Below are 18,876 nucleotides of genomic sequence, written 5' to 3' on the forward strand. Positions count from 1 at the left end.
ATTTAACTAGCACCACGCGTATTTTAATATAAATAAAAGAGTTTGAATTATTTTCAAACTCTTTTTGTATTATTAGATGAAACTTAAAGTTTCTAATTAGTCATGCAATCAGTGCTAAAATAAAAGTAAGGGAGATAAAGCGCTTACATAGAAAAGAGATCCTTACTATGAGAAAGGCTAAGAATAAACGAGACAAAATAGAAGAAGAGGAGGCTATTAAAAACTGGGATCCGCGCTACAAACGCAACGTTATCTTATATCTTTGTATTTATGGCGTAATGGGTGCGGTAACCGGGATTACTAATGATGCTTCGCTTTCATATTATAGTTTAGTAGCTCCTCATTTGATTTCAGCTTTAAATTTATTTGAAGCGATGGTTTCAATCCTTATTTCTATTTTGATTTTATCTGTCCACAATATGGGTTATCGTAAAGTCTTATTGGCATTACCACCATTAACTGCAGTCTTCATGATTTTAACGACCTTGACTACCAATCAGCCTATCATTATTATCTCCTATATTCTATCTTCATCAGCCATCGGGGTTTATGACTTGATGTATCCGCTGATGTGGACATCTTATGTACCAAGTAAAATTAGAACGAAAATGTTCACGGTAGTCATGGTAATCAACTTGGTGACAGAAAGTATTATGATGTTTATCGGTGGTAAAGCAGTAGTTTATATCTTTAGTAAATTACAAGGCATTAGCTATCGTGCAGCATCAAATTTGTCAGCTCAGCCAGATGCAATGAAAGGCGTTATGTTGGCAAACTATACTAATGCCTATAAATGGGTAATTATAATTACTGCCTTAATTACATTCATTGCTTTTGCCTTAGCTTTGTTTATTAAAGACAAACCTGTTGATTATCGTTCAACTGAAGATAAGAGTGCTAAACCAAGCATGCAAGAGAAGATGGCTACTTACAAGAAACTGGTCAACTACAAGACCGTTGTTTGGGTACTCTACATTTGTGCAGTTCAATTAGGTGCTGGATTATTCATTCAGTATGTGCCAATTTATTTGAACAATATTCTGCATATTCCGCGGGGAATAACTTCAACCATTAATACCTTGCAAACGGTAGCTATCTTTGTTGGTTACTTCTTTGCTCCATATCTGGCTAAGAAATTAGGTTCAATTATGACGATTGCAATCAGTACGATTATTTGTGCACCCCTAATGTTAGTGATGGCTAATGCTAAAATGTTGGGTACCGGTGCTGTATTGTTCGGAGTAGTTGGAACTATCTTATTCTTCCATTCAGGTTTAGCTAATGCTTCAATGCCTGTTCAGCAGGAAGTACAAATGATCTTAGTTGATAAAGACTTGCGTCCCGCATTTAGTGCCGTTATCGAAGTAGCATTATCTGTTGTGGGTGTTATCGATGGCTTGTTCACGGAATTCTACCTACTCAAGACGCAACAAGGTTACGCAAATGCTTATATCATTGCTGCTGCTTTGTATATTGTTTCCGGGATTGTGTTGATTATTGTCTTTGCTAAGAAATACAATAGAATTCTACGTGATAGTCATGCTTCGGAAGAAGCAAAATAAGGCAATAAAAAAATGGGCTAAGCCCATTTTTTTTACTGGTTTAATACTGATTGAATTTTTGTAGTCAACATATCGATCGCTACGTCGTTTTCGCCACCTTCTGGCACGATGATATCAGCGTAACGCTTAGTTGGTTCGATAAATTGGTTGTACATTGGCTTTACTGTACCCAGATACTGGTTGATAACAGAATCAAGTAAACGGCCACGTTCTTTCATGTCGCGTTCTAATCTACGAATAAAACGAATATCATCGTCAGTATCAACGTAAACCTTAATGTTCATTAAATTACGAATATCTTCGTTAAAGAGAACTAGAATTCCTTCCAATATAATGATATCAGCTGGTTCAACGTGAACGGTCTTATCACTTCTTGTATGAGCGGTAAAATCATATGTTGGCATTTCAATTGGTTTTCTGTGTAACAATTGATTAAGCTGTGCTTCCAGTAGTGGCATATCAAAAGCATCAGGATGATCGTAATTAATCTTCATTCTTTCTTCCATTGGTACGCCTGTATTGTCCTTGTAGTAAGAATCTTGCGTCATAATCATGATGCGATCTTGATCCTTAATATCATTAGCAATCTCGTGAGCAATAGTAGTTTTGCCACTTCCTGAACCACCGGCAATGCCGATAATAACGGGTTTTTCAAGTTTTCCCATGTCAAACTCCTTTATTTTTCTACATATCAATAAACATTTTAAGCCATTTTCCGAATAATAACAGCATAAATTTGGCTTAAAAACGGATTCATTGCTAAATATCTAAAAATTATCTTGCTTTTTAGCCAAAAATAATGTTAAATACATATAAACTAATTAAAAGCCATGAAAAAGAAGAGTAGGTAATTCATTCTTACAGTGAATTGACGATAGTGGGAAGTCAATAGACCCTGAATTATTGAATAACACTTTTAGCAGCTCACCGAACTAACAATTCTTATAGTAGGTTGAGACGTCTCCGGTACGTTACCATGCCGGTGAAGCATATTAGTGCTTCATGAGGAGGTCTATTTAATAGACAATCTGGGTGGTACCGCGGAAAGAGCCTTTCGTCCCTGACAATTAGGGAGCGAAGGGCTTTTTCTTTACTCTCATTAAGTTAAATTGGTATTATTTTTATTAATAATATTCGTTAGATAGAGTTTTTGCATAAAGAAAAGAAAGGTAGAAGCCATGACAGCAATTATTGAATTTAAGCATGTTGATAAATACTATGGAAAGCTTCATGCATTAAAAGATATTAATTTAAAAATTGATGAAGGCCAAGTGGTTTCAATTATTGGCCCATCAGGTTCCGGTAAGAGTACTTTGATTAGAACCATGAACGGATTAGAACCAATTAATAGTGGTCAACTAATTGTTACTGGTTATGATTTAGCCGATAAGAAGACCGATATTAATAAAATCCGTAAAAATGTCGGCATGGTTTTCCAACACTTCAATCTTTATAACAATCACACAGTCTTAGAGAATGTAATGCTCGCTCCTAAGATTGTTTTAAAACGTCCAGATGACGAAAACCGTAAAACTGCAATGGAATATCTGGAAAAGGTTGGTATGGCTGACAAGATAAATTCATTGCCTCGTCAATTGTCTGGTGGTCAAAAGCAACGTGTAGCTATTGCGAGATCATTAGCTATGCACCCTAAGGTAATCTTGTTTGATGAACCAACAAGTGCTTTGGACCCAGAAATGATTGAAGATGTGCTTGAAGTTATGAAATTCGTTGCAGATCAAGGTATCACAATGGTTGTGGTTACTCACGAAATGGGCTTTGCTAAGAAAGTAAGTAACCGTTTGATCTTCTTCGATGCCGGTCATATTTTGGAAGATCGTAAACCAGAAGAATTCTTTGCTCACCCAGATACAGAACGTGCACGTCAATTCTTAAGCAAGGTTATTTCAAAAGATTAAGGTGACGAGCCATGAAAAAATTTAAGAGATTTCTTTTCTTACCTTTATTGTTAGTGCTTGTCTTTGCCTTAAGTGCTTGTGGCAAGCCTGGTAAACAAAATGTTTATCAAAAGGTTAAGGAAAATAATGAAATAGTTTGGGGCATTAGAGCAGACACAAGATTGTTTGGTTTAACTAATGTAAAAACTGGTCATATTGAAGGCTTTGAAACTGATTTAGCTAAGGCTTTGACTAAACAAATATTAGGCAAAAAGGGCAGAGCTAGTTTTGTAACCACAACTGCTAACACAAGAATTCCACTTTTGAAGAATGGTAACGTGGATGCGGTTCTGGCTACAATGACTATTACGCCAGAACGGGCTAAGCAAGTAACTTTCACTAAGCCATACTTCCCAGCTGGTTCATCATTATTAGTGCCTAATAACAGTAAGATTAAGAGCGTTAAGGATTTGAACAATAAGACTGTATTAGCTGTAAAGGGTACAACTGCAGTTGACGATGTTCATAAGTCCGCACCAAAGGCACGTGTCTTGCAGTATGATGACTATGGTCAAGCAATGTCAGCTTTGAAGGCACACCAAGGTGTTACATTAACTACTGATAATGGCTTGCTTGCTGGTATCGCACAAGAAAACCCAGGCTACAAGTTAGTCGGTGGCGTTTATAGTGATGCTCCTTATGGTATCGCTGTTAATAAAGGTCAAACTGAGATGGCTGATCACATTAATGAGGCCCTGAAGGAACTTGAAGAAAACGGTACTTACAACCGCTTGATTAAGAAATGGTTTGCAGGAATTCCTGGTTTTAGTCTGAAGGGAGTTTTGAAATAATGTGGCAAATTATTACGAACAACTGGGGAGCCTTTTTAACAGGCTTCTGGAATACTATTTTATGTAGTATTATTGCTCTGATTTTTAGTTTAATTTTAGGTGTATTCTTCGCACTGCTTGAAGTTGCTCCACCTAAGTTTGGTCGCGTAATTGCTAAAGTTTATATTGCGATTTTCCGGAACATTCCGTTATTGGTTATCGTAATGATCTTTTACTTAATCGTGCCACGTTACATTGTGAAACTTTCAGGTTTTCAAGCAGGTACGATTGGTTTGACTTTGTATACCTCTGCCTTTATTGCAGAAACGGTTCGTGCCGGTATTAATTCGATTGGTACTGGACAAATGGAAGGTGCTCGTTCTAACGGGATGACTTATACGCAAGCCATGCGTTATGTTATTTTGCCGCAGGCAATGAAGATCGTGATCCCACCATTGGGCAACCAATTTGTTAACTTGGTTAAGAACTCCTCAGTTTTGGCCTTCGTTGCTGGATTTGACTTAATGTATCAAGCACAGCTGATCGCATTTTCAACTTTCCAAACGATTGATACTTATATCATTGTTGGTTTGTTCTACTTGATTTTGACTTTGCCGCTCAGCTATTACATGCGTCACCTTGAAAAGAAACTGGCTAACTAATAGGAAGGGGATAGAAAATGGAAACTTTTATTCATGCTTATTCATGGGTCGATATCCGCTTCTTATTACAAGGACTTTGGGTAACGATTTATGTTTCATTGATTTCGATTGCATTGAGCTTTGTGGTAGGGCTGATTTTGGGTTTGATCCGCTACATGAAGATCAAGTATGTTTCAGCAATTGTCGGTTTTATTATTGATATTATCCGTAACTTGCCATTGCTGTTGATCATCTTCTTTACTTACTTCGGTTTGCCACAATTAGGCATTGTGACGAATCCGACGACGGCTTCGATTGCCGCTTTGGTTATCTTCGAAGGTGCGATGTTAGCCGAAATTGTTCGGTCAGGTATTGGCTCAGTTGATCCAGGTCAAATGGAAGGTGCCCGCTCTAACGGGATGTCTTATGGTCAAGCAATGTATCACGTTGTGATGCCTCAAGCATTGCATAACATGATCCCAGCGTTATTGTCACAGTTCGTATCATTGGTTAAGGATACGTCACTAGCAACAATCATCGTATTGCCTGAACTTTTGTACCACGCTCAAATCATCTACAGTCAAAATACGACTTACTTGATTCCAATGTACGTAATCATTGCGATTATGTACTTCATCGTTTGCTTCTGCTTATCTCAAGTTGCTAATTACTTGGAAAAGAAGTATAACTAAAAAATTAGATAATTAATCAAAAAAACTAACTCATGCTACTATTGAAGTAAGAGTTAGTTTTTTTTATTTTAGGCGAAATTATGAGAGTTAATGAACAATTAACCGATCGTGAACAGATCGAATTAACTAAGAAAGCTTATGAAGAATTACAGTTAGGAGATAGCGTGATGGTGGGCCAGCATCACATCGGCACTGTTTGTCGCAGCGTTTGGGCTGAAGATGGGATGCGTGCTTTTGTCATTACTAATCCTAGTGAAGTGACAATTTTATATAAGGGTTCCTATGGCATTAAGAAGGGAACTCCACAGACCTGGCGTGACGAATGGTTTAAGACTAATTTGCCAATTTTGAGATCAATGTTGTCACATGAACGACGAATTCCGAGTCAATTAAGGTCAGCTAGTCGATTGTTAAATCAGACGATCAGCCAGTTTAGAGGAAGTCAGATTTATATTTATGGTCATTCATTAGGATCGATTAATGCACAGTTTGCTTTGGCTAATTGTCGCCATCCCGAAGCAATTGGGGCCGCATATTTGTATGAAGGGACCAATATTTGGCTGCTGTTCACGCCGAAAGAGAGAAGACGCGTAGCTCAAATGCGAGAAAAGATTTATAACTATGTCGATATCTATGATCCTGTGACTTTGGGCATTACGGAAACGCACCATATGGTTGGTAAATTATGCTATGTCGATAGTGAACCCATGAAGCCGATTAAACAGCATATGTGGGGCGGTTATTCCTTTAATCCTGATGGTAGTTTGAAGTTGCGGAAAGTTGATCAGGCGTTTTTGGCAGAAAGCCGTAGTGAGCGTAGGTTGCTGGATAAGTCTGGAGATTTGACGGAGTTTATTGAGCGGATTAGTTCAAGCGATGAGGTTAAAAAGATGGCTGTGGAGAAGATTGATCAACTAGCGCAGCGATATCCGGATCATAAGAGTTTGGCGAAGTTGGCGACACTGTTTAAGGTAGAGATCCTTAAAGAGAGGGACGAATTGAAGTAGAGGAGAGATTAAAAAAAGGCATCCCTCATGGATGCCTTTTCATATACCTAAAATAAATTTTATTGCTTCCAAGCTGCATCAAGCTTAGCCTTGCCATTCTTGATGTCGCTGGTCCAATTTTGACCCTTGCTTGCCTTAGCTAAAATAGTTTGCATATTAGCGTTAACTTGGTCATATGCAGTGATGGAATTCTTAGTAACAGGTAAGAAGTAAAGTTTCTTAGAAGTCTTAGATAAAATTGCTGGAATCTTGCTGTCCTTAGCTTGTTGGTAAGCTGAGTCGTTCAAAGCAGCAGTGTTAACTGGCATGTAACCAGTTTGCTTAGCCCAGTAAAGTTGTGATGATTTAGAGGTTAAGAACTTCAAGTACTTGAATGCGGCTGACTTTTGCATTGCTGTAGCTTTCTTGAACATGTAAATGTCAGTACCTTGTTGGACGTTCATTGAACTTGGACGGGGAGCTACACCATAAACATAACCCTTCTTAAGTCCTTGCTTTAAGTATGCTTCGTTAGCAGTTGAACCAATGAACATTGCTACACGACCATTGTTAAATGGTGTTGACATGTACTTTTCGGTACCAGCTTGCATGAAGTAGCCAGCTTTAACGCCGTTAGCGTAGTAGTTGATGGCTTTTACAGAATCCTTAGCAGCAAAGTTCAAGTTCTTGTTAAAGTTTTTACCGTAAGTTTCCTTCATTTGCATCATGTAGTAGTTGTTCAATGCATCAAAGCCCATGCCACGTACCTTGTGGTGACTTTCACGGTAGATCTTAGCAGATACGCTAGCTAATTCACTCATGTTAGTGGGAACTTGGACATGATACTTATCAAGCAAAGTCTTGTTGTAGAAAAGAACTTCTACTGACTTGTTGAATGGAACACCGACTTGAATGCCGTCGATGTTAGCTCCATCCCATAATGCTTTTTTAATACCACTGTTCTTGTATGAACCCCAACCGATTGACTTGTTATTGATATATGGAGTCAAGTTAACCAGCATCTTATTTTTAGCTGCGTTGTAGAGCCAGCCTGGATAAGCTTGGGTAATAGTTGGCAAATCCTTTGGTGATTGCAAACCAGAAACAAGCTTGGATTGCAGGTCAGAATAGTTACCACCTTGACTTTGCAATTTAATGCTAATGTTTGGATTCTTCTTTTCAAAGTCCTTGGTTAATTTTTGCAAGGCACTTTGTGAGGTACCAGTTAATGAGTACCAAAATGTAATATTTGTTTTCTTAGAGATCTTAGTAGGAATCTTAGTTGATGAGCTAGAATTGGACTTATTATTTGAACATGCGCTCAGTCCCGCGACCGCTAATACAGCCGCACCTGCTAGTGCTAATTTTTTGTAGAATTTCATTCTTCTTTACCTCTCAAATTTCTTTTTCCATTGGTAGTTTACCATAATTATCCGGACTATTCATAAAGGAAATTAAAAAATGTTCCTGATTGACACCCGTGACTTTCACTTTTAATATTAAATTAGTTAATTGTTTTGATTGCAGGTGAAAAGTATGGACAAGAATCCTTTAGTATATGAATATTCCATTGGTAAAAGAAAGCCTTATGATTATGACTACGGTAATCGTCAGGGTAACCAAAGTGCGGGTTGCCCCTTCTGTGATGTGGCTCATTTAGTCAACATATATGAAAAAGAGGGCGATAAGATTTGGTTGAAAAATAAATATCCTACCTTAAAAGATACCAACCAGACAATTTTGATTGAATCTAGCGACCATCAAGGTGATATTTCTACTTATACGCGTGAACACAATCAAGAACTGATGAAATTTGCCCTTAAATGTTTTCACAAAATGTACCATTCTGGCAAATATGAAAGCGTGCTTTGGTATAAGAATTTTGGCCCAAAATCTGACGGTTCATTAACTCACCCTCACATGCAGATTGTTGGTCTTTATCATAAGGATGGTTATCAAGATATTGAAGAAGATAATTTCAAGGGTTTTGAAGTAGGGAGATCTGGCTCAGTAGAGATGAATCTTTCTGCTCGCCCTGTCCAAGGTTATCAAGAAGTTAATATTTTAACTCAAGACAATACTAATTTGGATACATGGGCTGATTTGATTCAAAAAGGTACACAGTACGTCCGCTCCGTTCTTTCACACGGTGTAGATTCCTATAACTTATTCTTCTATCCAATTAATGATGGCAAAGGGACCTGTTGCAAGATTATTCCTCGTTTTTATGCATCCCCATATTTTGTTGGCTACAAGATTTCCCAGGTCGATGATTCTGACACGCTTAAGTGGGAAGCCGAGCGATTAAAGGGTTTTGTAAACGGTGGTATTTTACATTAGAGTTTCAAAAGATGCATTCAGATATTTGAATGCGTTTTTTTGATATAATTTAGATTGAAAATACATTTCTAAGAAGGGATGCTCATGAAGAAGATTGTAGTTATTGGTTCTAGCAATGTTGATACTACATTGCACGTAAAGGACTTTCCTAAACCAGGTGAAACGATTAACGCTTTAGAAGTAAGTACTGCTGGTGGTGGTAAGGGAGCTAATCAAGCGATTGCTGCCGCTAAAAGTGGTGCTGAAACTTATTTTATTAATCGTGTCGGTGAAGATAGCGAAGGCGGATTTATTACTCATCAATTGAAGAGTTATGGTGTAGATACCACGTATGTTCAAACAACGATGGGAAGTAAAACCGGTCATGCTTTCATCACGTTGAATGAAGCTGGTCAAAATGATATTGTGATTGACCACGGTGCTAATTATGAATTGACTGTTGAAGATATTCAGGCAGCTAGCGATTTGATTACTAGCTGGGATTGTGTAATTGCTCAATTTGAAACTCCAATTGAGGTTACTATCGCAGCCTTTAAGATGGCCAAAAAAGCGGGCAAAATAACTATCTTGAATCCTGCTCCTGCGGTTGATAAGATCCCAGATGAACTTTTGAAATATACCGATATTATTACGCCTAATGAAACGGAAAGTGCAAAACTTACTGGCATCCCTATCAAGGACAAATCAACTTTAGCAACTAATGCCGAAAAATTACATTTGCTGGGTGTAAAGAACGTAGTCATTACTTATGGTGATAAAGGCGCTTATATTTCAACTGCAGATGTTGAAGAATTAGTACCAGCTTACAAGGTTAAGGCAACTGATACCACTGGTGCAGGCGATACCTTTATTGGTTACTTGGCAAGCAATTTAAATGCAGACTTGTCCAACTTTGAAGAAGCCGCCAAAATTGCTAGTCGTGCTTCATCAATTGCCGTTCAACGTTTAGGTGCCCAACCTTCAATTCCTACTGCCAAAGAAGTAGAAAATGCAATGGAGGACGATGAATAATGGATAAACAAGAACAAGATCGTTTGAAGAAAGAAGCTGCTACCAAAGCAGCTGAAATGGTTGAATCTGGGATGACCCTAGGAGTCGGAACAGGTTCCACTGTTGCCTTTTTTATTGATGCTTTAGGCAAGCGTAAAGATGAAGAGGGCTTGAAGCTGAAGGCTATTGTCACTACTAGCAATAGAAGCAAAAAGCAATTGGAAAGTTTGGGCTTTAAGGTTAGTGAATTAGCTGATATCGATCAAGCCGATTTAACCGTTGATGGTGCTGATCGTGTTGCCGATAATCTTGATGGGATTAAAGGTGGCGGTGGAGCCTTAACTCTAGAAAAGAACGTAGCCATTAATTCGAAGAAGATTATCTGGATCGTTGATGAGTCTAAGTTGGTTCACCGTTTGAGTGGCTTCCCATTGCCAGTAGAAGTTTTGCCAATTTCTTGTGAACAAAACTTTAAACGTTTTGAACAAGAAGGCTTGAAGCCTCAATGGCGGATGGATGGTGACAAACGTTACATTACTCACTATGGTAACTACATCATTGACTTAGCCGTTGATCCAATTCCTGCACCTCATGGTTTAGCTGATTATCTTGATCATACTGTAGGTGTGGTCGAACATGGTTTGTTCTTAGATATGTGTGATGAGGTAATTATTGCGCATAGCGACGGTACAATTGAAGATAAGAAAAAATAGAATGAATAAAAAAAGTGGTTTGGAGCGAACCACTTTTTTTATTGGTCGTTTTTTTGTATCATTAAGTTACTCACTACGCTTAGAAAGGGTAATTTTATGAACAGAAAACCTTTAATTATCAGCACTGACCCAGGAATCGATGACATTGCAGCAATGACAATTAGTCTTTTTGCTAAAGAATTAGATGTCAAAATGATCGTACCAACTTGGGGCAATGTTGCACTTGAATATACTTTGCAAAACACGCTCAATTTAGAGAAATTTTTGCGTACTAAAGTTCCAGTAGTTGTTGGGGCCAATCAGCCATTAGTTGCACCGATGATTAGTGCGGCTTCCGTTCATGGCAAGACTGGTATTGCTGGTTTTGATTTTGAAAAAGCAGATGATCAGCTGATCGAACCAGGCTTAGCAGCAACTAAGATGGCAGTAGCGATTAAAAACAGCAAAGAGAAAATGACCTTGCTCGGAATTGGACCATTAACTGATTTTGCTTTATTGTTTAAACAATATCCTGAAGTTAAGGAAAACATCGACCAAATAATTATTATGGGTGGCAACATTGGTCGAGGCAATCATAGTCCGCTAGCTGAATATAATATTGCTGGTGATCCAGAAGCTGCACAAGTTGTCTTTCACAGCGGTTTGCCAGTTAAGGTAGCACCGCTAGAGATTGGCAACAAGGCGCATCTATTGCCGGAACAGATGGATAAAGTTAAAGAATGTGGAGAAGTCGGCAACATGTTGTATTCGCTTTTCTCTCACATTCATGAACCAGATGGCGATCCTCGTATTAAGATTTACGATCCAACCGCGGTAGGTATTTTGCTTCATCCAGAGATGTTTACATTGAAAAAGGCTCATGTAGAAATTGAATTGCGAGGTCAATTTACATATGGTGCCAGTGTAATTGATTTTATGAACCAAGATAATAGCAATGCGGAAGTTGCTACTGACGTGGATTTGGACAAGTTTGCCAAATGGTTTATTGATAGTATTGAGACTGCAGATCAAGGAAGAAAATAATGGCTAGTTACGTTTATCGGACAGTAATGCGTGATATTGAGCAGAATATTTTGAATAACAAATACAAAGGGATGCGGATTCCCGATGAACGTAGTTTGGCTAAACACTACGATGTCAGTCGTTCATCAATGAAACGCGCGCTGGAATTGCTGGCTCAACGAGGGATAGTTTTTAAAAAGCGCGGTAGCGGTACTTTTATTAATCCCTTATATTTAAGAAACCAGGCAATGTTTCGTTATGATGGTTCTAATTTAGGAATCACGGATAGTTTTAAAGTCCCTGGTAAAAAGCAGCAAATTAAATTGCTTGATTTTCATGTGATTAAGGTAAGCAAGGAGATCGCAGAAGATTTATTCTTAAATGAAAATGATTTTGTTTATGAATTTAAACGTTTGCGTTTACTGGATGAACAGCCATTTTTGATTGAAACGGGTTATTTGCCAATCAAGATCATGCCTGAATTAAAGCCTGATACTTTGCAAAGTTCGCTCTTTAATTATTTAGAAGATGAACAAAATAAGACGGTTACCAAGGCATTTTTGAATATTACCGTGGAACCGTCTAATGATGAAGATCACAGTAAAATGCATTTGAAAAAGAATGAACCGGTTGGCGTGATGGAAGGGATTTTCTTCTTAGATGATGGGACGCCTTTTGAGGTATCCAATATGCGAGTGCATTATCACTATATGAATTTCAATACTTTTGTTAATTTAAGCAAATAAATAAAGCTGGATTATTTCCAGCTTTATTTTTTGTTTTATTTATTCAAATAGCTATCTAAGATTTGCAAAACACCATCATCATTATTGCTTGGTGCCTCATATTTGGCTACTTTCTTTAATTCTGGTTCACCATTAGCCATTGCATAACTGTAGCCAGCTAACTCTAGCATTTCTTTATCATTCATTCCATCGCCGAAGGCAATCAGTTCACTGGGCTTAGCATCGAAGTAGCGTAAGAAGTATTCGATAGCGCTGCCTTTGTTGACGCTGTATGGCACGATATCTAATAGACCGAATCCACTTGAAGTACAGTGAATCTTCTCGGCGTGGTGCTTGTTGAATTCTTGCTCAAGTTCTTTAGAGAAATCCTTACGATAACTTAAAGTGATTTTAGTGATCCGATCATGAGGACTAATAGCAGCTATTAAGTCACTAACTTCTACACGATCAGGGTAGTAGAAGTTCATGGTTTGCTTAAAGTTAGGGGATGCATCCACTGTAGTGTATGAATTTTCTACACCGGTAACAATCATAGAACTTTCTGGATAATGTTCTTGGATGAAACGAATTAAATCAAGCGTTGCCCTATGGGTAAGAAGATGAGTGCTGATAATCTCATCATCTTGAATTAAAAGCGAACCATTATCAGCAATCATGTCAATTCTATCTAAAAAGCCGGTAAAGTCACGTCTTAGTCGTTGATAAGGACGACCACTTGAAACAATAAAATGTCCACCATCAGCACGTAATTTAGTTAACACACGATCAAATCTTTTATGATCGAAAGTTTGATCATCACGCATGAATGTACCATCCATGTCAACGGCAACTACTTTGAAAGGTAATTTACTCATTAATTTTGCCCTCTCTAAATTCTATACTACTTTAAGTATAGCAGATGATCTGATGAGTAAAAAAACAAACGGCCCGAAACTATTGTTTCGAGTCGTTTCTGTTAATCCCAACCATTGATGTCGGCTTGAACGCCATATTTGGCTAAGATCTTTTGGTAATCAAGCAGATCATCACTAGTTAATTGTGCAACATTCTTAAGAGCATAATCGCGGTGCAATTCTTCGTATTTTTTCAAGCCGAATTGGTGGAATGGCAATAGCTCTACGTGCTTAACGCCCATTTTAACGAAAAGCTTGCCAAAGTTTTCGGCATCGTTATCGGTGTAATTGAAGCCAGGGATAACAGGAATTCTGATACATAATTTCTTGTGATTTTCAGGAGTTTGATACTTCAAGGCTAAATCCAAATTCTTTAAAATGATTTCATTAGTCTTGCCAGTACCTTTTTTGTGGAGCATTGGATCCCATTGCTTGCAGTCGTAATACATGAAGTCCATATATTTCATAAATTCCATGAAGACTGAGGATTTGACGTAGCCGGTAGTTTCACAAGCTAAGTGAACGCCTTCTGCCTTTAAACGCTTAGCTAGTTCGATTGCAAACTTAGCTTGGAAGAGCACCTCACCTCCTGAAAAGGTAACGCCACCACCTGAAGCATCATAGAACGCCTTGTCTTTCATGACTTCGTCCATAACTTCATCTACTGTCATGAACTTACCACAAGTAATCATTTTATTCTTGCTTGAGTCAAACATAGGCTCAGGCTTCCCAAGTTGTGATTCTGGGTTAGAACACCATTTACATCTTAAAGGACATCCCTTGAAGAAGACCACGGTTCTAATACCAGGACCATCGTTTAAACTAAATTTCTGAATATTGAAAATTAAACCTTTTAAGGGTTCTTTTGTGCGAGTAGCATCTGGAGCCATCTTTATTCACCCATTTCTTTTTACTTGTTTTGAATACACAATCATCATATATCTACTTACTAAAGAAAGCAAACTATATTTCAAAAGAAAATGAAGGAATGCAAAAAATATATTATTGAAAAGATTATTTATGAAAGAATAAGCTTTTATTTGAAATAAATATTTCTTTTAAAAGAAAGTGCTTAGAAATATATATTTTTTGAAAAAGTTATTGTAAGATTGACTTAGTAGGATTTTAGGTTGAAGAGGTGAGTTAATTTTGCAGTTACGCAAAGAAAAGATAATTAAGATTTTAACTCAGAAACGAAAGGTAGAAGTTAATACTCTATCTGAAAAATTAGGCGTTTCGAAAGTAACTATTCGTAAAGATCTAAACGATTTGGAAGAACAAGGACTGCTTAAGCATGCTCATGGTTTTGCCGTGCTATCTGATCCAGAAGATTTAAAAGTTCGTTTGACTTATAATCACAATACTAAGGTAAAAATTGCTCAAGAAGCGGCCAAATTAGTTAATGATGGCGACACAATCATGATCGAATCTGGTTCAGCATGTGCATTGTTTGCTGAGGAATTAGGCAAGAGTGGCAAGCGAGTAACAATTATTACAATTTCTTGTTTTATTGCTAAGTATATTTCTGATTATCCAAACTTACAGGTATTTTTAACTGGTGGTCAATATCAGGCTAATTCTGAGGTTTTAGTAGGCAGTATTGCTAAAAAGCTTTTGCAGAATTTTCATGTAAAATATTTATTTGTAGGTACAGATGGGTTCTCTACTAAAAATGGTTTTTATAATAATGATATTAGTAGAGCAGAGATTGGAGAAACAATGGCTGATCAAGCTAGCAATTTAGTAATTTTGACGGATTCTAGCAAATTTAGTCATGAGAGCTTGATTCACCAATTCAATTTTAATGAAGTCGCTACGGTAATTACGGATAAAAATATTCCTGATAGTGCTAAAACTGTTATTAAAAAACATGGAATACAATTGAAATTGGTTTAATTAATTGTACGAACTGTAAAGAGGTTTCTTTGGAAAGAGAAACCTCTTTTATTTTGTCTTGCTTGCTAAAAATCATTTATTTAGTTCTTGTAAAAGTTACGTATGAATGATAATATACTTATGAACGAAAGCAAAAGATATTCTTTTAGCAAGGAGATATAAAAATGACAGTACATACAGTCAATGAAACAAAGAATGTCGAAAAAGAAACCCCAGCAGAATACTTCGGTACTTTAACTCCAAGAATGAAACGTTTGCGTGAATCAATTTTGGATGCCAAGCCAACGGTTGATGCTGAAAGAGCCGTATTAGCAACTGAAGCTTACAAAGCTCATCAAGATGAACAAGTTGATTTACTTAGAGCTTATACGGTAGAACATATTTTAAACAACATGACTATCTATATCGAACCTGACACTTTGATTGCCGGTAATCAAGCTCGTGGCAATCGTTGGGCTCCAATTTTCCCAGAATATTCAATGAATTGGGTAATCGATGAATTGGATAAATTTGATAAACGTCCTGGTGATGTTTTCCAAATCTCTGAAGAAACTAAGAAGCAATTGCGTGAAATTGCTCCATTCTGGAAGAATAACACTTTGGAAGATCGTGGTTACGCTAGTTTCCCACCAGAAGCAAGAATCTTCTATGACTTAGGACTTGTAGGTGCCGATGGTAACATTACCTCAGGTGACGGTCACATTATTGTTAACTATGATGAAGTTATCAACAAAGGACTTGTTTGGTTTGAAAATCGTGTTCTTGACAAGTTGAACAGCTTGGACTTGACCAATGTTGAAGATATGAAGAAGTCATACTTCTACCGTGCAAGTTTGAAGGTAATTAGAGCTGTTAAGAACTTCGCTGAAAGATATGCTAAGTTAGCTGAAAAGCAAGCCTTTGAAACTGACGATGCAGATCGTAAGCAAGAATTGTTAACGATGGCTAAGATTTTGCATAAGGTTCCTTATCAACCAGCTTCAACATTTAGAGAAGCTTTACAGTCAATTTGGTTAGTTCACTTAACTTTACAAATTGAATCAAATGGTCACTCAGTATCATTAGGCCGTCTTGACCAATACCTTGATCCATTCTATGAAAGAGACCTTAAGAAGGGTGTTATTGATGAAAAGAAGGCTGTTGAATTATTAACCAACTTTGATATGAAGGTTTACACAATCAATAAGCTTCGTTCATGGCACCACACCGAATTCTCAGCCGGGATGCCACTTTACCAAAACATTACTATTGCCGGACAAACACCTGATGGTAAAGATGGTGTAAACCCAACTACCTACAATATCTTGCACGCTATTGCTCAAGTTCACTTCCCACAACCCAACTTAACTGTTCGTTACTACCACGGCTTAAGTGACAAGTTCATGCTTGAAGTTGTCAGAGTTATCAAGTTAGGTATGGGGATGCCAGCTTTGAACAATGATGAAGTTATTATTCCTTCATTCATCAAGCGTGGCGTTAAGAAGGAAGATGCTTATAATTATAGTGCCTCTGGTTGTGTTGAAACTGCTGTCCCTGGTAAATGGGGCTATAGATGTACTGGTATGAGCTTCATTAATTTCCCAAGAACTTTGTTGATCGTGATGAACGGTGGTAAGGATCCGGATACGGGAAAGCAATTGTTGCACGACTATGGTAAATTTACTGAAATGACTTCATTTGACCAATTGATGAAGGCATGGGATAAGTCAATTCGTGAAATGACTCGTTGGAGCGTAATTATTGAAAATGCCTGTGACTTAGCCCTTGAACAAAACTATCCAGATATCTTGTGTTCAACTTTGACTGATGACTGTATTGGCAGAGGTAAGACCATCAAGGAAGGTGGGGCTGTTTACGATATGGTAAGTGGTTTGCAAGTAGGTATTGCCAACATGGCAGACTCATTAGCAACCATTAAGAAACTTGTATTCGAAGAAAAGAAGCTTACGCCAAAGCAATTGTGGCATGCACTTCAAACCAACTGGGAAGGCGACGAAGGTCAGAGAATTAGAAACATGATTTTGGAAGATGTTCCAAAGTATGGCAACGACATTGATTACGTTGATGATTTAATTGTTGAAGCTTATAAGCCTTACATTGATGAAATCAAGAAGTACCCTAACACTCGTTATGGACGTGGCCCAATCGGTGGTATCCGTTATGCTGGTACCTCATCAATTTCAGCCAATGTCGGTCAAGGTCACGAAACCTTGGCAACCCCAGATGGTCGTTATGCAAGAACTGCCTTAGCTGAAGGTGTATCACCAGAACACGGTATGGATACTGAAGGCCCAACTGCCGTCTTTAAGAGTATTTCTAAGTTGCCTACAATGGACATTACTGGTGGTGTTCTACTTAACCAAAAGATGTCACCCCAAATCTTGCGTAGTACTGAAAATTGTATGAAGTTAATTGCTATGCTTCGTGCATTCTTTAATACTCTTCATGGTTACCATGTTCAATACAACATTGTTAACCGTACAACTTTGATCGATGCTCAAAAGCACCCAGAGGCTCACCGTGATTTGATTGTTCGTGTTGCTGGTTACTCTGCATTCTTTGTAACTTTGTCTAAAGAAACTCAGGATGATATCATTGCCAGAACTGAAGAGAAATTGTAAAAGTTAGTTTTTAAAATTAATTTTGAAACTAAAAGAACGAAACTGATAAAAAGTTTCGTTCTTTTTTATATTTTTTGATTAGAAATTATTTCTTCATGTTGTTTAATATGATCAATTTTCTTATCATCCTGTGATATTAGGATTAAAAAAATGGCTTCAATTATTGTAAATGCCGCAACTCGTGAAAAGTAATATTGTGTTTGTAATACTGTTTGTCTAACCGCTGTTTGCAAGTGATAATCGGCTTCCAATGCAATTGGTGAGTCCTCACGATTAGTAATGGCTATAATCTTTAAACCTTGTTTTTTAGCGACCTGAATTTGTTTTAATAGAGCAGCAGATTCACCTGAATTTGAGATTACCAGCAAACAATCGTCTGCTGTTAAGTTCATACTTTGAGCAATTGCAGTTTCAACATTGCCCCCGGATCCTATTGCAAGAATTCCAATCTGATTAAACTTGTAAATAGCATCTTCTGCTACAGGGTAAGTGTCTCCTTCTGCGGAAACTTGCACAATTCTACTGTGAGTAAGTAAAGCAAGTATTTGTTTTAAAAGATGATTATCGATATTTTCTAAAGTTGCTTTAACTTCAGCTATTTTATTTTTATCTATTTGCCTTAAAGCAGTTTGTAAGTTGTCCTGCGCTAGGTTTTGCAATGAATGGCTTTTTTCATTTCCTGCTACTTGTGCGATTTGAATTTTCAGATCATGAAATCCCGTTAAACCTAAATTGTGACAAAAACGAGTAACGGATGCACCACTAACTGTTGCCATTTTTGCCAGTTCTGAAATAGTGCTATTAACAATCTTAGCGGGATTATCTAATACTTGATGAGCTATTTTTTGGTCACTTTGTGACATGGACTGAAATTCACTATAAATTTTATCTATAATATTTGTCATTTTAAATTCCTCTTTGTCTAAAAAATAATATATCATATGTAAATTATTTTCACACATATATATTTTAAGTAAAAAAATATCATTTTATATTGAATGTAAATTATTTTCATAGTATTATTATTAATGTAATAAATTTTCAAATGACTTTTGAAAAGAAAGGT

The 18,876-nt window shown here is 37.3% G+C and carries 18 protein-coding genes and 1 other annotated feature; of the genes, 13 read left to right on the top strand and 5 right to left on the bottom strand.

Features of this window, described 5'->3' with window-relative positions; translation table 11 throughout:
- The first annotated feature begins 167 nt into the window (after positions 1-167).
- Positions 168-1,562, top strand: a complete 1,395-nt coding sequence (locus FC57_RS04825) for an MFS transporter (RefSeq protein WP_007125136.1) — start codon at positions 168-170, stop codon at positions 1,560-1,562.
- Positions 1,563-1,594: 32 nt separating this feature from the next.
- Here FC57_RS04825 and udk read toward each other — a convergent pair whose 3' ends face one another.
- Positions 1,595-2,227: a uridine kinase gene (gene udk / locus FC57_RS04830; protein ID WP_007125137.1), complete on the bottom strand. Its 633-nt coding sequence runs from the start codon at positions 2,225-2,227 to the stop codon at positions 1,595-1,597.
- 156 nt (positions 2,228-2,383) lie between these two features.
- Positions 2,384-2,627 (top strand) — a binding site (T-box leader).
- 113 nt (positions 2,628-2,740) lie between these two features.
- Here udk and FC57_RS04835 point away from each other — a divergent pair.
- The 5 genes from FC57_RS04835 (at position 2,741) to FC57_RS04855 (ending at position 6,630) form a co-directional block, all read left to right on the top strand.
- Positions 2,741-3,481, top strand: coding sequence for an amino acid ABC transporter ATP-binding protein (locus FC57_RS04835; RefSeq protein WP_007125138.1), 741 nt, complete (start codon positions 2,741-2,743; stop codon positions 3,479-3,481).
- 11 nt (positions 3,482-3,492) lie between these two features.
- Positions 3,493-4,311, top strand: a complete 819-nt coding sequence (locus FC57_RS04840; RefSeq protein ID WP_007125139.1) for a transporter substrate-binding domain-containing protein — start codon at positions 3,493-3,495, stop codon at positions 4,309-4,311.
- Positions 4,311-4,952 (top strand): amino acid ABC transporter permease, encoded by a 642-nt coding sequence (locus tag FC57_RS04845; protein WP_007125140.1) that lies wholly within the window; start codon positions 4,311-4,313, stop codon positions 4,950-4,952. Before FC57_RS04840 ends, FC57_RS04845 begins: the two co-directional genes overlap by 1 nt.
- 17 nt (positions 4,953-4,969) lie before the next feature.
- The gene (locus FC57_RS04850) at positions 4,970-5,623 is read left to right on the top strand and encodes an amino acid ABC transporter permease (RefSeq protein WP_007125141.1); all 654 of its coding nucleotides are present in this window, start codon (positions 4,970-4,972) and stop codon (positions 5,621-5,623) included.
- Positions 5,624-5,703: 80 nt separating this feature from the next.
- On the top strand, positions 5,704-6,630 hold the full coding sequence (locus FC57_RS04855; RefSeq protein ID WP_007125142.1) for a DUF2974 domain-containing protein: 927 nt from the start codon (positions 5,704-5,706) through the stop codon (positions 6,628-6,630).
- A gap of 59 nt (positions 6,631-6,689) precedes the next feature.
- On the opposite strand, the gene FC57_RS04860 is transcribed toward FC57_RS04855, so the two are convergent.
- The gene (locus FC57_RS04860; protein WP_007125143.1) at positions 6,690-7,991 is read right to left on the bottom strand and encodes an extracellular solute-binding protein; all 1,302 of its coding nucleotides are present in this window, start codon (positions 7,989-7,991) and stop codon (positions 6,690-6,692) included.
- A 154-nt stretch (positions 7,992-8,145) separates the two neighbouring features.
- Between FC57_RS04860 and FC57_RS04865 the strand changes: the two genes are divergently transcribed.
- The 5 genes from FC57_RS04865 (at position 8,146) to FC57_RS04885 (ending at position 12,400) form a co-directional block, all read left to right on the top strand.
- Complete coding sequence (locus FC57_RS04865) at positions 8,146-8,949, top strand: DUF4931 domain-containing protein (protein ID WP_007125144.1); 804 nt, start codon at positions 8,146-8,148, stop codon at positions 8,947-8,949.
- 84 nt (positions 8,950-9,033) lie between these two features.
- Entirely contained in the window at positions 9,034-9,960 is a 927-nt protein-coding gene (rbsK, locus tag FC57_RS04870; RefSeq protein ID WP_040529326.1) for a ribokinase, read from the top strand.
- On the top strand, positions 9,960-10,652 hold the full coding sequence (gene rpiA / locus FC57_RS04875) for a ribose-5-phosphate isomerase RpiA (protein ID WP_007125146.1): 693 nt from the start codon (positions 9,960-9,962) through the stop codon (positions 10,650-10,652). Before rbsK ends, rpiA begins: the two co-directional genes overlap by 1 nt.
- Positions 10,653-10,748: 96 nt before the next feature.
- Entirely contained in the window at positions 10,749-11,675 is a 927-nt protein-coding gene (locus FC57_RS04880) for a nucleoside hydrolase (RefSeq protein WP_040529328.1), read from the top strand.
- Positions 11,675-12,400, top strand: a complete 726-nt coding sequence (locus FC57_RS04885; RefSeq protein ID WP_007125148.1) for a GntR family transcriptional regulator — start codon at positions 11,675-11,677, stop codon at positions 12,398-12,400. Before FC57_RS04880 ends, FC57_RS04885 begins: the two co-directional genes overlap by 1 nt.
- A gap of 35 nt (positions 12,401-12,435) precedes the next feature.
- On the opposite strand, the gene FC57_RS04890 is transcribed toward FC57_RS04885, so the two are convergent.
- Positions 12,436-13,254, bottom strand: a complete 819-nt coding sequence (locus FC57_RS04890; RefSeq protein WP_007125149.1) for a Cof-type HAD-IIB family hydrolase — start codon at positions 13,252-13,254, stop codon at positions 12,436-12,438.
- Between the two features lie 101 nt (positions 13,255-13,355).
- A complete protein-coding gene (locus tag FC57_RS04895) occupies positions 13,356-14,183 on the bottom strand; it encodes a glycyl-radical enzyme activating protein (RefSeq protein ID WP_007125150.1) in 828 nt (275 codons plus the stop codon).
- 259 nt (positions 14,184-14,442) lie between these two features.
- Between FC57_RS04895 and FC57_RS04900 the strand changes: the two genes are divergently transcribed.
- Together FC57_RS04900 and FC57_RS04905 are read left to right on the top strand one after the other, a co-directional pair.
- Positions 14,443-15,189: a DeoR/GlpR family DNA-binding transcription regulator gene (locus FC57_RS04900; protein WP_007125151.1), complete on the top strand. Its 747-nt coding sequence runs from the start codon at positions 14,443-14,445 to the stop codon at positions 15,187-15,189.
- A gap of 164 nt (positions 15,190-15,353) precedes the next feature.
- Positions 15,354-17,810 (top strand): glycyl radical protein, encoded by a 2,457-nt coding sequence (locus FC57_RS04905; RefSeq protein WP_007125152.1) that lies wholly within the window; start codon positions 15,354-15,356, stop codon positions 17,808-17,810.
- A gap of 65 nt (positions 17,811-17,875) precedes the next feature.
- Here FC57_RS04905 and FC57_RS04910 read toward each other — a convergent pair whose 3' ends face one another.
- Positions 17,876-18,715: a MurR/RpiR family transcriptional regulator gene (locus tag FC57_RS04910; protein ID WP_040529332.1), complete on the bottom strand. Its 840-nt coding sequence runs from the start codon at positions 18,713-18,715 to the stop codon at positions 17,876-17,878.
- Positions 18,716-18,876 lie beyond the last annotated feature (161 nt).

This window comes from Lactobacillus ultunensis DSM 16047, assembly GCF_001436305.1.
GTDB classification, from domain to species: domain Bacteria; phylum Bacillota; class Bacilli; order Lactobacillales; family Lactobacillaceae; genus Lactobacillus; species Lactobacillus ultunensis.

Bases quoted from the DNA above. Each gene is read 5' to 3' on its own strand.
- FC57_RS04835 (WP_007125138.1), top strand. From the start codon at position 2,741: ATGACAGCAATTATTGAATTTAAGCATGTTGATAAATACTATGGAAAG.
- FC57_RS04885 (WP_007125148.1), top strand. From the start codon at position 11,675: ATGGCTAGTTACGTTTATCGGACAGTAATGCGTGATATTGAGCAGAAT.
- udk (WP_007125137.1), bottom strand. From the start codon at position 2,227: ATGGGAAAACTTGAAAAACCCGTTATTATCGGCATTGCCGGTGGTTCA.
- FC57_RS04850 (WP_007125141.1), top strand. From the start codon at position 4,970: ATGGAAACTTTTATTCATGCTTATTCATGGGTCGATATCCGCTTCTTA.
- FC57_RS04895 (WP_007125150.1), bottom strand. From the start codon at position 14,183: ATGGCTCCAGATGCTACTCGCACAAAAGAACCCTTAAAAGGTTTAATT.
- FC57_RS04910 (WP_040529332.1), bottom strand. From the start codon at position 18,715: ATGACAAATATTATAGATAAAATTTATAGTGAATTTCAGTCCATGTCA.
- FC57_RS04905 (WP_007125152.1), top strand. From the start codon at position 15,354: ATGACAGTACATACAGTCAATGAAACAAAGAATGTCGAAAAAGAAACC.
- FC57_RS04880 (WP_040529328.1), top strand. From the start codon at position 10,749: ATGAACAGAAAACCTTTAATTATCAGCACTGACCCAGGAATCGATGAC.
- FC57_RS04855 (WP_007125142.1), top strand. From the start codon at position 5,704: ATGAGAGTTAATGAACAATTAACCGATCGTGAACAGATCGAATTAACT.
- FC57_RS04840 (WP_007125139.1), top strand. From the start codon at position 3,493: ATGAAAAAATTTAAGAGATTTCTTTTCTTACCTTTATTGTTAGTGCTT.
- FC57_RS04865 (WP_007125144.1), top strand. From the start codon at position 8,146: ATGGACAAGAATCCTTTAGTATATGAATATTCCATTGGTAAAAGAAAG.
- FC57_RS04860 (WP_007125143.1), bottom strand. From the start codon at position 7,991: ATGAAATTCTACAAAAAATTAGCACTAGCAGGTGCGGCTGTATTAGCG.
- rpiA (WP_007125146.1), top strand. From the start codon at position 9,960: ATGGATAAACAAGAACAAGATCGTTTGAAGAAAGAAGCTGCTACCAAA.
- rbsK (WP_040529326.1), top strand. From the start codon at position 9,034: ATGAAGAAGATTGTAGTTATTGGTTCTAGCAATGTTGATACTACATTG.
- FC57_RS04845 (WP_007125140.1), top strand. From the start codon at position 4,311: ATGTGGCAAATTATTACGAACAACTGGGGAGCCTTTTTAACAGGCTTC.
- FC57_RS04825 (WP_007125136.1), top strand. From the start codon at position 168: ATGAGAAAGGCTAAGAATAAACGAGACAAAATAGAAGAAGAGGAGGCT.
- FC57_RS04890 (WP_007125149.1), bottom strand. From the start codon at position 13,254: ATGAGTAAATTACCTTTCAAAGTAGTTGCCGTTGACATGGATGGTACA.